At 65.0% G+C, this 13,187-nt stretch carries 9 protein-coding genes and 1 tRNA gene; 2 read left to right on the top strand and 8 right to left on the bottom strand.

Translation table 11 applies throughout. The annotated features are described in order from the left end of the window. Window positions 1-25: 25 nt before the first annotated feature. The 4 genes from terL to IE187_RS03355 all read right to left on the bottom strand — a co-directional run bounded on the left by terL (window position 26) and on the right by IE187_RS03355 (window position 4,642). On the bottom strand, window positions 26-1,525 hold the full coding sequence (gene terL / locus IE187_RS03370) for a phage terminase large subunit (protein ID WP_189675090.1): 1,500 nt from the start codon (window positions 1,523-1,525) through the stop codon (window positions 26-28). Next, the gene (locus IE187_RS21235) at window positions 1,512-2,243 is read right to left on the bottom strand and encodes a DUF5681 domain-containing protein (RefSeq protein WP_229839202.1); all 732 of its coding nucleotides are present in this window, start codon (window positions 2,241-2,243) and stop codon (window positions 1,512-1,514) included. The genes terL and IE187_RS21235 overlap by 14 nt, the downstream gene beginning before the upstream one ends. A gap of 243 nt (window positions 2,244-2,486) precedes the next feature. Continuing rightward, window positions 2,487-3,884 (bottom strand): site-specific DNA-methyltransferase, encoded by a 1,398-nt coding sequence (locus IE187_RS03360; RefSeq protein ID WP_189675088.1) that lies wholly within the window; start codon window positions 3,882-3,884, stop codon window positions 2,487-2,489. 667 nt (window positions 3,885-4,551) lie between these two features. Further along, window positions 4,552-4,642 (bottom strand) — tRNA-Ser (locus tag IE187_RS03355). Window positions 4,643-4,752: 110 nt separating this feature from the next. Between IE187_RS03355 and IE187_RS03350 the strand changes: the two genes are divergently transcribed. Continuing rightward, window positions 4,753-5,652 (top strand): peptidylprolyl isomerase, encoded by a 900-nt coding sequence (locus IE187_RS03350; RefSeq protein WP_438810909.1) that lies wholly within the window; start codon window positions 4,753-4,755, stop codon window positions 5,650-5,652. 161 nt (window positions 5,653-5,813) lie between these two features. Here the strand turns inward: IE187_RS03350 and IE187_RS03345 are convergent, their stop codons facing one another. Both IE187_RS03345 and IE187_RS03340 read right to left on the bottom strand, forming a co-directional pair. Next, window positions 5,814-8,126 carry an ATP-dependent helicase gene (locus IE187_RS03345; protein ID WP_189675086.1) on the bottom strand — a complete coding sequence of 771 codons (2,313 nt, stop codon included), beginning with the start codon at window positions 8,124-8,126 and terminating at the stop codon, window positions 5,814-5,816. Between the two features lie 46 nt (window positions 8,127-8,172). Further along, on the bottom strand, window positions 8,173-9,435 hold the full coding sequence (locus tag IE187_RS03340; protein ID WP_229839201.1) for a glycosyltransferase: 1,263 nt from the start codon (window positions 9,433-9,435) through the stop codon (window positions 8,173-8,175). 271 nt (window positions 9,436-9,706) lie between these two features. Here IE187_RS03340 and IE187_RS03335 point away from each other — a divergent pair, with 271 nt between their 5' ends. Continuing rightward, complete coding sequence (locus IE187_RS03335; protein ID WP_133188994.1) at window positions 9,707-11,362, top strand: inorganic phosphate transporter; 1,656 nt, start codon at window positions 9,707-9,709, stop codon at window positions 11,360-11,362. Between the two features lie 134 nt (window positions 11,363-11,496). On the opposite strand, the gene rsmD is transcribed toward IE187_RS03335, so the two are convergent. Together rsmD and IE187_RS03325 are read right to left on the bottom strand one after the other, a co-directional pair. Further along, window positions 11,497-12,045 (bottom strand): 16S rRNA (guanine(966)-N(2))-methyltransferase RsmD, encoded by a 549-nt coding sequence (gene rsmD / locus IE187_RS03330; protein WP_189675085.1) that lies wholly within the window; start codon window positions 12,043-12,045, stop codon window positions 11,497-11,499. Between the two features lies 1 nt (window position 12,046). Next, window positions 12,047-13,180, bottom strand: coding sequence for a pseudouridine synthase (locus tag IE187_RS03325; RefSeq protein WP_229839200.1), 1,134 nt, complete (start codon window positions 13,178-13,180; stop codon window positions 12,047-12,049). Window positions 13,181-13,187: the final 7 nt, after the last annotated feature.

Below are 13,187 nucleotides of genomic sequence, written 5' to 3'. Positions count from 1 at the left end.
AGTATTGTTTCTACGCGCCCATGCCTTAAGGCATGGGAATCCCACGACGTCGAACGAACTGAGTGCGCTCGACCCGCGTCCTGCGTCCATCGGGCTCGCGTTCAACGCGAAGCGAGCGATCTTTCCATTTTGCCCAGTCAAGAAATTGCGACAGCGCATCGATTTGATCGAAGAACCGGCTTGTGGGAAAGTTTCGAACTTCGTTCAGAAAGTTATCGAGCCACGGGGCTTCGTTGGGGATCGCGAGCATGCCATCTTCGATCATCGCCAACTGACCGGTCATGCGAGTAATTTTATCGTTTTCAGGTCGCACAAGAGTGACCCGGATGCCGTATCGAAAACGTAGATCCTGGTTCAATTGTCGACCGCTTGATGCCTCTTCCAGAAGGATCCTGTCGGGCTTGAACCGCTTTTTGAGGGAAAGAAACATGTCAAGAAGCTGCGGATAAAGCAGTCGATCGCGCATGATGTGAATGATGTACCACCGGCCGTCGCGATATCCAGCTGTGATGCAAACGGAATACGCCGCATTCGGGTCGTCGCTTGTGGCCGTGTCCCAGCTTTGAGCGATCAGCGAGAACGACGAAAGGTCCACGCCGTCGAGATCGAATCGCGGCATCTTTGCGATCGGAATGACGTTACCGCCGAGCGCTGTGACCTGCTGAAGATATTGGATCGTGAACTGCATCGGCCCCATGCTCCGACGGAGGTCATCGAGCACGGCTCGTGACTCGTCATAGGGCCGCAGCACCTCGCCGATCGGACGAGGATATTGCCGACCAAACCCGATATCGTAGATCCGTTCCTGGTCATCATACGCCGGCAAGCTCAGATGCTCGGCACCGGCTTCGATGAGTTTGCCCGGGAGATCGTCCTCGCCGAGCCGCTGCTGGATCGAGATGATGACGCCGCGTCCCTTGTTATTGAGGCGGGTCAACAGCGTGCTTCGGTAGAACCGATCGACCTCGTCGCGACGAGCTGCACTGGCATAGTCATCTGCCTTAATCGCGTCATCGATGATGATGATGTCGGCGCCGAATCCGGTTGCCGCGCCACCGACGGTCACCACCCGACAGCCACCGCCAGCGGTCGTGCGCAGAACGCCTTCTCCTGCACCGCCGGGCATCAAGCGCGAGGCCGGAAACAAACGTCGGTAGATCGGATGCATCATGACGGTGCGAACGCGTTCAAGATGTTCGCGCCCAAGCTTATCGCCATAGGTCGCAAACATGATCTTCAGCGCGGGCGACTGTCCCAATATCCATGCAGTGAAGATGGCGGCGGTGACCGATTTCAGATTGCGTGGCGGCACGTTGATGACAAGCCGCCGCGAGCGCCCGACCGCAGTCTTCTGGAATGCCTGGCACATCGCTAGCAAATACCAATCCATCCGCAGCGGTCGTTCTCCGGGATGGAGGATGCCGAACGCGATGGGGAGGAACGCGACCAGAAAGCCGCGCATCAGCGCAGCACTTTGAAGCGACGTTGCCTTGAGCTGCCCCTCGGGCTGACTAGTGATCCTCATCACTTGCCTCCCCCGGGTTCCCGTCCCAATCCCCTTCATTCCAGGCGTCGTCACCCGCCGATTGGCCAGGATCGGGTCGACCGGTCGCGCGGTCAGCCAATGGGTTTAGGCCAGTTGCGCTGGCTTCACCGAGCTGAAGCGATGTGAGAAAACTTCGCAGCACGGCCTCGTCCTTCGCCGGATCATAGGCTTCGGCTATTCCAGTCTCGGACACGGGATCGGGGTACAGATCGCGCGCGAGCGCATTGAGCCTGGCAAGATCCTTATAATTGCGGCTGGATATTGGTCCTGTCACGATCAGTCGGCTGATCAGGTCGCGCGCAGGGGTCTTTTTTACTTTGCCTCCCTCCCTGGTAGTGTGTTTGCGATCCAACTCAGCGCGTAGCAGGCTGTTTTGACTTTTTGATCCTCGAGGACGCCCGGGGCCCCCCTTGTTGCCAATTTGGAATTGGTGCGCTTCTGGCGCTCGGCAGTAACCTACCGGATAATCGCCCAGGATACGCTCCTCTTTCTTGGCGCGCGGGGTTTGTCGGTAAGAGTGAGCTCGCTTGGGGACGCTACTGGTAGCGGCTAAGTTGATAGCGGTTGCCGCTTCTTTCGCTAGCCGGGCTTCGTGGTCGGTATCGGCTGGCGGCGTGACCGGGGGCGCGACTACGGGCGGCTGCGGACGCTTGCGCGGGGGTGGGTTTACAAACCCTGGAGCTTTTGGCGATTCCATGTTCTTGACCTTTCAAAAATCGAAAGGACCGACCGGCGCTAACAACAAGCACGCCGACACGATCCCGGTTAAGGGTTCCGGGCATGCCTGGTGAGCATGTCCGGTATCGTATCGTGCAAACGCTGCTTCTTGTCGGATGCCTGTTTGAACACCGCCGCCCCACCGGAGCGACCGTGCTCCATTGTCAAATCATACAATGTCGGTCAAACGAAAAACGAGATAATATTGTTTAATAACAAAGGTCTAAGGACGAATTTCATTGTCAACAGTAGGCTTGGCTTCCACCAGCCTACGAGCCTTGACCTCTTCGAACGTCTCGCCGGTCGCGTCCAGACGCGCTTCGCCCCTGGTCAATTTTTGCCAGCGGTCGATGGAGACATCGACATAGCCGGGATCGATGTCGATGCCGTAGGCGATGCGGCCTGTACGCTCGGCTGCAAGCAAGGTCGTGCCCGACCCCATGAACGTATCGAGCACGATGTGTCCGCGGTTGGTGACATCGCGGATCGCATCCGCGACAAGCGGGACCGGCTTTGGAGTTGGATGGGCGACGAGCTGATCCATCCGGCCGCGCCCGAAGCTGTTGACGCCAGGGTAGCGCCATACATTCGTGCGGTAGCGCTTGTTTTTGCCCAACTGGACATTGTTGATGTGCGAGGCCTTGCCGTGTTTGGCGATCGCGACCAGCTCGTGCTGCGAGCGGAGCAAGCTTCCCATGCCAGCGTTCGTCTTTACCCAGACGGCAAGGTTGATGAGATCCAGTTTGGCCTCTTCCATCGCAAGCTGCAGTGCAAGGAGTCCTCTCCAATCCATGCACATCGCCAAGATCGCGCCGTCAACCAGATGCGGCAAAAGCGCCTTCATGTTAGCCGCCAGAAAGTCACGGAACTGGAGCGCTGACATCTCCCCCGACGCCATCGCGAACTCGGCATGCTTTACCTTGCCAAGCCCGCTCACGTGGCCGTTGATCTTCACGTTGTATGGCGCATCCTGGAATACCATCGTGGCGGCCGCACCTGCCATTAGAACGGCATAGCTCGACGGCTCGAGCGAAGAGCCGACAAGCAGCCGATGATCTGCCATCTGCCACAGATCACCCAGCCGACTGACCGGTGTCGTCGGGGGTTCCGGAATGTCGTTATCGATGCCGTCGCTCGGACCTTCCGCGTCTGACGCCTCGGGCGGATCGAGCATCACGTCGATTTCGGGAAAGGTCCAGCCGACCGTCTCGATGCTGAACCCCAGATCGATCGTCGTCAGCTCTCCGAGTTCGACGACCAGCATCTCATCGTCCCAGCCGGCAAGCTCCGCCAACCGGTTGTCCGCGAGCCGATACGCCCGGATCTTGTCAGGGGTGAGATGGCGGACACGAAGAACCGGCACATGTTCGAGGTCAAGCAGCTTTGCTGCTTCCCATCGGCCATGCCCGGCGATGATCGTACCGTCCTCTTCCGCGATGATCGGGTTGTTGAACCCGAATGTCTCCAGTGACTGAGCGATCAGAGCGACCTGACGCTCGTTATGTTTTCGCGCATTGCGCGCATAGGATTTGAGGAGTGCTGTCGGTACCGTTTCAAGCGGGCCGAGGTTGGGGACGGGGGGCTTACCAGCTTTAGTCGTTCGGGGCTTCGTCATCGTCATTCACCTACAAAGACCCCTCGCGGGGTCAGTTAAGGTGAGACCGGACCAAGCACGACCAACGCCGATCGTGCTCGGCACGGATCTCACCGTGCCAAGCCCTCTCGACAAGGCCAGTCGTACCATTTTTGCATGCGATGGCAAGCGCGGCGCGGGGCCCCTTCATCCCCGTGGCCGGAGCCGGACCGGTGCTGCGTCATACCGATCCGACGGCATCCACGGTTCCGGTTTGGCGGTACGCAAATTCCCGTTTTAGGTTTACGGGAATTTTTGATATTCCCGCTGTTCTTTCAGTTACTTGGTCTAGGCAAGAACCGGGCGATCGCCCAGTTTCCTCTAGATTCGCGTTTTAACCACCTAAAAACGCGAATCTATCACCGGGTAAACGCGAAAGCTTCCTGGGCTGTATTTGTAGCCTTACGGGTGTCGCGGGCGAGCCCATGACTGACACTTCCTCTTTGCGGCAGCCGGCGTGAGTTTTTAACTTAGGGGGGCGGTAAGGTCCGTCGGCCGAACCGTACGACGCCAATAGCAGCCGGAGAAAATCGGTCCGTTCTCGCGCAAACGCGCCAGAGAATCATTCTCCGGGATATGAAACGGGACCCGAACACGGCGAAACCGCGCCGTTTTCGGCCCGGTTCGCGCCGGATATTAGATTGCCATGACTGGCTGGCGGAGCGGGAGGGATTCGAACCCTCGATACGCTTTTGACGTATACTCACTTTCCAGGCGAGCGCCTTCGACCACTCGGCCACCGCTCCGCATGTCCTGGACAGGAGGGTGGCCCTAGAGCGTCGCTGCCCGCTGTGCAAGCATTCTGCTGCGCGCGACAGGGATTGCCGCCGCCGTGCCGAGCGGGCAGGTTGGCGGGATGCCGATGCTGCTCCCGCTTTTCGCCCTGCTCGCCGCCGCCCAGGCCGCCCCCGCGCCCGCGCCCGCCCCGAAGCCGACCGCGGCGCAGCTCGCCGCCGCCGCTCCGGCGAGTGCCTGGGGCGCGATCGACCCGCAGGATCTGCTGCTGATTGACTTTGCCGACGGACGTCGCAGCATGATTTGGCTCGCCCCCGCTTTTGCCCCGGTACACGTCGCCAATATCCGCACGATCGCGCGGAGCGGCTGGTGGAAGGACGCGACCGTCTACCGCGTCCAGGACAATTACGTCACGCAATGGGGCGATGCGACCGAGAAGAAGCCGCCTGCCGCCGGGATCGTCCCCAAGCCGCCGGCCGAATATGAATGGGCGTGGGGTGCGCACGGCGTCGCCGTCGACAATCCGTATCGCGATGCCTATGCCACCCGGACCGGCTTTACCCCAAGCGGCTGGGCGGTCGCGGGCGATGGTGCGCGGCAGTGGTTGCCGCATTGCTACGGGATGGTCGGCGTCGCGCGCGACCTTGCGCCCGATACCGGGACGGGGGGCGATCTCTATACCGTGATCGGGCACGCCCCGCGCCATCTCGACCGCAATATCGCGCTGGTCGGGCGCGTGATCGACGGGATGGCGGCGCTCTCGGCCTTGCCGCGCGGGACGGGCGGGGGGCTCGGGCTGTACGAGGACCCAAAGCAACGCGTGCCGATCAAGCGGATTGCGATCGCGGCCGATCTGCCCGCGGCGGAACGCCCGGCGTTTGAATATCTGCGCCCCGATGCGCCGGTCTTCGCCGCGACGCTAGAGGCGCGGGCCAATCGCGGCGGGCCGTTCTTCACGGTGCCCGCGGGTGCGACGGATCTGTGCAACGTGATGGTGCCGGTGCGCGTGGTAGGGCGCTAGGCGCTGGTAAGACGCGTTGCGCGGACGCGGGCTCGGCGAGCCGTACCGCGCAGTGCGATAGCGCGCCGGTGGTGTCCGGTCTCCTCGCTTTACAGCGTCTTCGCGTCTCGCGCCCGACCTGGCGGCCCCGGCCGGCGCCGGGGCGACGATTGCGGTCGCGGCTACGCCTCTACCGTCACGAACGTATCCATCACGCGTTTGCGCCCGGCGCTCTCGAAGTCGATCTCGAGCTTGTTGCCCTCGATCTCGGCGATCGCGCCATAGCCGAACTTCTGGTGGAACACGCGCATCCCGACCGAGACGTCGGCGCGGCCCTTGTTGCCGAGGCTCACCGCCGAAGCGCGCGATTCCTGGACGCGGCTTGGCTCGCGCGTGAAAGTCCGGTTCGTGTAGCCACCGCCGGGCTTGGCGGAATCGACGCCCGCCGCGCGCTGCCAGCCGGGGCCGCGGCCGGTACCGCGCGCGACGTCGGCAAACGGGTCGGCGCGTTCGGACCAATTGGCACGCCACAGGCTCTCGCCGCCCGCCATGCTCGACTCGGCCTCGATATGCTCGGGCGGGAGCTCGCCGACGAAGCGGCTCGGGATGCTGCTCGTCCACTGGCCGTAGATGCGGCGGTTGGCGGCGTGGAGGATGATCGCGCGGCGCCGTGCGCGCGTGATCGCGACATAGGCGAGCCGGCGCTCCTCCTCGAGGCTCTTGGTGCCGCCCTCGTCGAGCGAGCGCTGCGAGGGGAACAGCCCTTCCTCCCAGCCGACCAGGAAGACCGTGTCGTATTCGAGGCCCTTGGCGGCGTGGATCGTCATGATCGTGACCTTGGGCTCCTCGGCCGCAGCCTCATTGTCCATCACGAGGCTGACGTGTTCGAGGAAGGCGCCGAGCGTCTCATATTCCTCCATCGCGCGGACGAGTTCGGTGAGGTTCTCGAGGCGCCCCGCCGCCTCGACCGATTTCTCAGCCTGGAGCGCGGCGGTATAGCCGCTTTCGTCGAGGATGATCCGCGCGAGTTCGCCATGCGGCAGCTCGGTCACCTGCGCGCGCCACCGCGCCATGTCGATCACGAGATTGCCGAGCGATTTGCGCGCGGCGCCGCTCAGTTCGTCGGTATCGAGCAGCCGCGCGGCGGCGGTGACGAGCGGGGCGTTCTGCGCGCGCGCGAGCTGGTGGATCTTGGCGACCGCCTTGTCGCCAAGGCCGCGCTTGGGGACGTTGACGATGCGGTCGAAGGCGAGATCGTCCGCCGGTTGCGCGACGACGCGCAGATAGGCAAGCGCGTCACGAATCTCGGCGCGTTCGTAGAAGCGGAAGCCGCCGACGATGCGGTAGTTGATGCCGGTCGCGATGAAGCGGTCCTCGAACTCGCGCGTCTGGTGCTGCGCGCGCACCAGGATGGCGATCTCGTCGAGCGACTTGCCACCGCGTTGCACGCTGTCGATTTCTTCGCCGACGCGGCGCGCTTCCTCGGGGCCGTCCCACACGCCGAGCACCTTGACCTTCTCGCCCGCGTCGAGCTCGGTCCAGAGTTGCTTGCCGAGGCGGCCGCTATTGTTGGCGATCACGCCCGAGGCGGCGCCGAGGATGTGCGGCGTGCTGCGGTAATTCTGCTCGAGCCGGATGATCTTGGCGCCCGGGAAATCCTTTTCGAACTTGAGGATATTCTCGACTTGCGCGCCGCGCCACGAATAGATCGACTGGTCGTCGTCGCCGACGCAGGCGATGTTCTTGCGCTCCTGCGCGAGCAGTCGAAGCCAGAGATATTGGACGCTGTTGGTGTCCTGATACTCGTCGACCATGATGTATTTGAAACGGCGCTGGTAATCGGCGAGCACGTCGCGGTCGCGCTGCAGGATGACGAGCATGTGGAGCAGCAGGTCGCCGAAATCGCAGGCGTTGAGCGCCACGAGGCGTGCCTGATAGGCGGCATAGAGTTCCTGCCCGCGGCCATTGGCGTAGAGTTCGCTCTCGCCGGCATCGATCTGCGCTGGGACGAGGCCCTTGTTCTTCCAGCCGTCGATCAGCCCGGCGAGCGAGCGCGCGGGCCAGCGCTTCTCGTCGAGATCGGCGGCCTGGATCAGCTGTTTCAGCAGGCGCAGCTGGTCGTCGGTGTCGAGGATCGTGAAATTGCTTTGCAGCCCGACCAGCTCGGCATGGCGGCGCAGCATCTTCGCGCCGATCGCGTGGAAGGTGCCGAGCCACGGCATCCCCTCGACCACGTCGCCGACGAGCATGCCGACGCGGTGGCGCATTTCGCGCGCGGCCTTGTTGGTGAAGGTGACGCTGAGGATCTCGCTCGGCCACGCTTTGCGCGTGTTGAGCAGGTGCGCGAGCCGCGCGGTGAGCGCGGCGGTCTTGCCGGTGCCCGCGCCGGCGAGGACGAGCACGGGGCCCTCGGTGGTGAGCACGGCGTCGCGCTGTGGCGCGTTGAGGCCGCGCAGATAGGGCGGATCCTGATCGGTAGGGGCGGGGAGACTCATCGGTGAACAGGTAGGGAACGGTACGCCCGCGGGCAAGCGCTTCCGCTTATTCGGCGGCGAGCGCGGTCGCGTCGATCCTGCCCGCCACCAGCGCGCGGCGCGGTGCGGCGAGCGTGTGCATGACGTCGAGATAGGCGTCGGCGGCATGTTCGACGGTGAACGCCGCGGCGGCGGCGCGCCGGGCCGTGACGACTGCGCGATCGTCGAGCGCGATCGTCGTCATGGCGCGCGCCAGTGCCGCGCAATCGCCCTTCGGCACGATCGCGCCGAAGGCACCGTGATCCAGCAGATCGCGCATGCTGACGCAGCAATCGGTCGCGACGATCGGCAAGCCGGCGGCCAGCGCCTCGATCAGCACGGCTGGGACCCCCTCATAGGTCGAGGACAGCACGAACACGTCGGCCTGCGCCAGCCACTGGTCGAGCGGGTCGGTATGCCCCGGCATGTGCACCGCGTCGGCAATCCCGAGCGACGCCGCGAGTCGTTCGAGGCTCGCGCGTTCGAGGCCCTCGCCGAGGAGCGTCAGCGTATCACCCGGCGTCACGACGCGCGCGAACGCCTCGAGCAGCAGCGCGAAATTCTTCTGCGGTGCAAGCCGACCGACCGCGACATAATGGCGGCCGGGGCGACCGCGCGATGCCGCATCGCGCGCGGCGGCGAGCCGGGCGAGATCGTCCGCGCACAATGCCGGATCGGGGATGACGCTGATCCGGTCGACCGCGACCCCGGTCCGCTGCGCGATTTCGTCGCGCATCGCGGGCGCCATCGCAACGAAATGGTCGATGTAGCGCCCCTGGATGCGCAGCCAGGTGCGGTAGAATGCGCGCACCGGCGGCGACATGTCGGGGCGCTCGAGGCAGTTGCTGATCTTCGCGACGATCGGCGGGCATTTCCGCCCGAGCAGCAACCGCAGCACGACCGCGAGCGCGGTATAGGTATTGCCCGCGCAGAACAGGATGTCGGGACGGTCCACCCCGATCATCGCGGGAAGCCCGCGCGCGAGTGCGACGAACCCGGCGAGCTGGCCGGCCGCCGGTCGAACGCCGACTTGTCGCGTCGCGCGCAACGGTTGCGGTGGCGCGACGCGGGCGTCGGCGAGCACCACCTGCGCGTCGAAACCACGCATGCTCCATGCCGCGTGGAGCCGTGCCGCGACGCGTTCGACGCCGCCTGGCGCGAAACTGTAGAGATAGGTGAGGATCCGCAGCGGGCCAGCAATCGGTGGATGCTGGAACGGGGCAGGGGGGGGAGCGATCAGCGGAGGCTCGGCAGTATCGACTTGCGCCGTCGCGATAAAAGCCGTGCCCACCCAAATCTCTCCTGCGCCCCCCGGTCGCGTCGAAACGCTTTAGAGCGCGGCGGCGCGACACGCAAATCGCATTACGCCATGGGCTAGGCATCGCCTCGCGGAGTCGACGCTCGCGGTGAATCCTCGAGGTCGCGCCGGGCTACGAGCCGACCGTTGCTTGAAATAGCGCGATTTTCCGGGCGCTGGCTCCCGACTCGGCGGCACCGATGCGGCACGCGAGCCGCGCACTGTCATCATACCGTAACAGAACCCAGCGAAGGCCATAGATGACATGGCGACCACCTTTCTCGCGTCCCCCGAATCGGCGACGGACGCATCGCATGGGCCACGGCTCGACCATAAACTGCATCCCGCGGGGCGCTGGATCTTCTTCGGCGTGCTGTTCGCCGGGATCGCCTATGCCGCGTACAGCATCTTCACCGACACCGCGAACGTCGGCGAGGGGCTGGCGCTCGGCACCTTCGCGTTTCTCGGGCTCGCGCTGCTGATCGCGCTGGGGTTCGAATTCGTCAACGGCTTCCACGACACTGCCAATGCCGTCGCCACCGTCATCTATACCCACTCGCTCCCCGCACCCGTTGCGGTGGTGTGGTCGGGATGCTGCAATCTGCTCGGCGTGCTGCTGTCGAGCGGGGCGGTCGCTTATACGATCGTCACGCTGCTGCCGGTCGACCTGATCCTGCATGTCGGCAGCAACGCCGGGTTCGCGATGATCTTCGCGCTGCTGTTCGCCGCGGTGCTGTGGAACCTCGGCACCTGGTATGTCGGGCTTCCCAATTCGTCGAGCCATGCTCTGATCGGCTCGGTGCTCGGCGTCGGCTTCGCCAACCAGTTGATCGCCGCGAACACCGGCGGCACGTCGGGGGTCGATTGGTCGCAAGCGCTCAACGTCTTCAAGGGGCTGTTCTTCAGCCCGCTGATGGGCTTTGCCGGTGCGCTCGCGCTGCTGTGGCTGATGAAGCGCGTCATCCGGAACCCCAAGTTGTATGCCGAGCCCGAGGGCCAGACGCCGCCGCCGCCGGGGATCCGTGCGCTGCTGATCGGCACGTGCACCGCGGTGAGTTTCTTCCACGGCAGCAATGACGGGCAGAAGGGCATGGGCCTCATCATGCTCATCCTGATCGGCTGCGCGCCGACCGCCTATGCGCTCAATCGCACGATGCCCGAGCGCGACATGCCCGCCTTCGTCCAGACCGCCAACCAGGCCGCCGGCGCATTCCGCGCGCATGCTGGCGATGCTCCGGACGGGACGGTGGACGCGGCGCGCACGACGCTGACCAAGGCGCTGCGCGTGCGCGAGGTGCTGTCGCCGCAGGTGTTCGGCGCGATCGATACGCTGTCACGCGACGTCAGCCAGCGCATCGAGGGCTATGGCACGCTGCAGAAGGTGCCGGCCGCGGCGACGCCCAATTTGCGCAACGACATGTATCTCGCGCTCGATACGATCAAGCTCGCGGTCAAGGACAAGGACAAGGCGGCCAAGACCTTCGCGCCAGCCGAGCTGAAATCGATCAACAGCTATGCGACCAATCTCGAGCATGGCACGCGCTACATCCCGTATTGGGTGAAGATCATCGTCGCGATCGCGCTCGGGCTCGGCACGATGATCGGCTGGAAGCGGATCGTCGTCACCGTCGGCGAGCGGATCGGCAAGACGCATCTGACGTACGGCATGGGTGCCGCTGCCGAAATCGTCGCTGCGGCGACGATCGCCGGGGCGGATTTCATCGCTGTGCCGGTGTCGACGACGCACATCCTGACGAGCGGCGTGGCGGGTGCCTCGGTGGCGAATGGCGCCGGGCTGCAGATCACGACGCTCCGCAACATGGCGCTGGCGTGGGTGCTGACGCTGCCCGCGGCAATGGCGCTGTCGGGCGGGCTGTACTGGCTGATGCTGACGCTGTTCGGGCTGTCGCATCACGTTTGAGCTAATCTAAAGCCCCTCCCCTTCAGGGGAGGGGAGGGGTTGGGGTGGGGCCGTGCCGCGACTCAAACGCTGGCGGTCTCGGTGAGACATCCCCCACCCCCAACCCCTCCCCTGACGGGGAGGGGCTTATCTGTTCAAGCCCGCCGCAGCAGCGTGATCCGCGCCTTGCCGTGGACGCGCGAAACGTCCTCGACGAACCCGGCCACCTCGACCAGCTCGGCCTTGGCGGTCTCGATGCTGATCCACGTCGCCTCGCCGATCCACCCCAGCCGGTTGAGTTTGTCGAGCGCAACCGCGCCCGCGCCGCTGTCATAGGGCGGGTCCATCACGATCAGATCGAGCGGCTTGGCGGCAAGCCCCAGCGCCAGCACCGACTGCGCCCGCACGTCGGCGCCGATTTCCTTCGCGCCGCCCAATTTGGTCAAGTTCACGCGTAGCGCATCGAGCGCGGGCTTGTCCTGCTCGACGAAGATGCACGACGCGGCGCCGCGTGACAGCGCCTCGATCCCGAGCGCGCCCGAGCCTGCGAAGAAATCGGCGACCGCCAATTCCTCGAAGCTACCGACGCGGCTGGTGAGCATCGAGAACAGCGCCTCGCGCACGCGGTCGGCAGTCGGGCGAGTCGCGTCGCCCTTGGGCGCGACGAGCGGGCGGCCGCGCCATTTTCCGGCAATGATGCGCATCTTACTTCCTGGTCCGGCTCTTGTGGATCTTCACGCGCGCCGGCTTCGACGGCGCGGCGCGCGCCTTGCCCGCGGTGCGCGGCGTCGCCTTGGCGGGTTTGCGCTCGGCGGTCTCGGTCGGCGTGGCGGTGCGGCCCGGCTTGGCGCGGACGTTGCGGCCGAGTTCGGGGCTGAACACCTTCGGCCGCTGGCCCGGCGCGATCGCGCGCGGGGCAACGGGTTCGGTGCCGGCCTTCGGCTTGGCGTCGTAGAAGCGTTTCACCTTGGTGGCCTTGGTCAGCACGACCGGATCGCGGCCGGGCTGCGCCTGGCGCGTCGGTTCGGCGAACGCCGCCTTGTCGGCGCGGTTGGCCGAGGTCTTGGTGATGCGCCGCGCGGGCTGCGGCTTGGGCGTCGGGGCCTTTGGCGCGGACGGAATCTGCTGCGGCCCGCGCTGCTCGCGGCGCGGCTTCTCGACCAGCTTGGGGGCTTCGCCGCCACCTTTCCGCGTCGGATCCTTGCGGAAGCTGACGACGTCGTGCTGCTTGACCTCGCCAATCTCGCCGACCGCGAGATCGCCGAGCAGGAACGGGCCGTAGCGCGTGCGGATCAGGCGCGAGACCTTGAGCCCGAGATATTCGAGCACGCGGCGCACTTCGCGGTTCTTGCCCTCGGTCAGGATCATCTCGATCCACACGTTCGCGCCGGTGCGGCGCTCGAGATTGGCGTTGATCGAGCCGTAGCGAATGCCCTCGATCTCGACGCCGTGGATCAGCTCCTCGAGCTGCTCCTGCGTGATCGGGCCGTACGCGCGGGCACGATAGGCGCGCTCGACGCCTGTCGCAGGAAGCTCGAGCTGACGCTTCAATTCGCCGTCGGTGGTCATGAGGAGCAAGCCCTCGGTGTTGAGATCGAGCCGGCCGACGGGCACGAGCCGCGGCAGATCGTCGGGCAGCTGGTCGTAGATCGTCTGGCGCCCGGCGGGATCGCGCTCGGTGACGAGCAGGCCGGGGGGCTTGTGATAGAGGAACAGCCGCGCGGCGGCAGGCGCGGCGATCGGCTCGCCATCGACGGTCACCCCGGTGAGCGATTGCAGGATCGTCGCGGGCGTATCGAGCACGACGCCATCGAGCGCGACGCGCCCCTCGGCGATCATGCGTTCG

Origin of the sequence: Sphingomonas glacialis (genome assembly GCF_014653575.1) — a bacterium.
GTDB classification, from domain to species: Bacteria; Pseudomonadota; Alphaproteobacteria; order Sphingomonadales; family Sphingomonadaceae; genus Sphingomonas; species Sphingomonas glacialis.
Note: the sequence above shows the minus strand (reverse complement) of the source record. Positions and strands in the feature narration are given on the sequence as shown.

Coding starts and splice junctions, on each gene's coding strand:
- IE187_RS03350 (WP_438810909.1), top strand. CDS start 4,753: ATGCCGATGCTGCTCCCGCTTTTCGCCCTGCTCGCCGCCGCCCAGGCC.
- IE187_RS21235 (WP_229839202.1), bottom strand. CDS start 2,243: ATGGAATCGCCAAAAGCTCCAGGGTTTGTAAACCCACCCCCGCGCAAG.
- terL (WP_189675090.1), bottom strand. CDS start 1,525: ATGAGGATCACTAGTCAGCCCGAGGGGCAGCTCAAGGCAACGTCGCTT.
- IE187_RS03360 (WP_189675088.1), bottom strand. CDS start 3,884: ATGACGATGACGAAGCCCCGAACGACTAAAGCTGGTAAGCCCCCCGTC.
- rsmD (WP_189675085.1), bottom strand. CDS start 12,045: ATGCGCATCATTGCCGGAAAATGGCGCGGCCGCCCGCTCGTCGCGCCC.
- IE187_RS03325 (WP_229839200.1), bottom strand. CDS start 13,180: ATGATCGCCGAGGGGCGCGTCGCGCTCGATGGCGTCGTGCTCGATACG.
- IE187_RS03335 (WP_133188994.1), top strand. CDS start 9,707: ATGGCGACCACCTTTCTCGCGTCCCCCGAATCGGCGACGGACGCATCG.
- IE187_RS03345 (WP_189675086.1), bottom strand. CDS start 8,126: ATGAGTCTCCCCGCCCCTACCGATCAGGATCCGCCCTATCTGCGCGGC.